This is a genomic window from Pseudoalteromonas sp. bablab_jr010 (genome assembly GCF_016464105.1).
Lineage (GTDB): Bacteria > Pseudomonadota > Gammaproteobacteria > Enterobacterales > Alteromonadaceae > Pseudoalteromonas > Pseudoalteromonas simplex.
In genome coordinates this window covers 1-438 of sequence record NZ_JACDWV010000010.1, presented here as the reverse complement: position 1 = coordinate 438, position 438 = coordinate 1, and the positions used below count along the sequence as shown (strand labels likewise).

At 33.1% G+C, this 438-nt stretch carries 1 pseudogene; it reads left to right on the top strand.

Annotated features, from left to right (window positions below):
- Positions 1 to 97: 97 nt before the first annotated feature.
- A pseudogene (locus JIG37_RS00115) lies at positions 98 to 438 on the top strand (hypothetical protein); the annotation flags it as partial.

Here is a 438-nt window from a genome sequence, read left to right as displayed (position 1 = left end):
TAATAGAGGCTTTACATTACTGCATTATAAGAAAAACATTCGTTATGAACAGACTTATAGTAACCAAATAGCCTGTGCTTTTTTGCACTGGGAGTTATTGCAAAATTTTATGGATGTTACTCAGCCTTTGGCCGATATCCCGCAATTTGAATATTATCGAGAGTTTGATAAAACAACCGTAGAGTTTGATAAAGCGAATGGTCGTCCAAAATATTTTTGGTATCGGGTTGATAAATCATTTTTAAAGCAAATGACCCAAGCAGATGATGAACTTTTAAAAGAATTTAACGATGATGAGCAACTAGATTATTTACTAATGGGTAAACCAATCAAAAAGCTCAATCCACCTGAAATTTTTAAGTTTCCTTGGAAATACGCAGAAAATATAAAACCAGAAAGTGAGATTAAATTTGGCAAAACAGCGTGGCAAAAATTCAC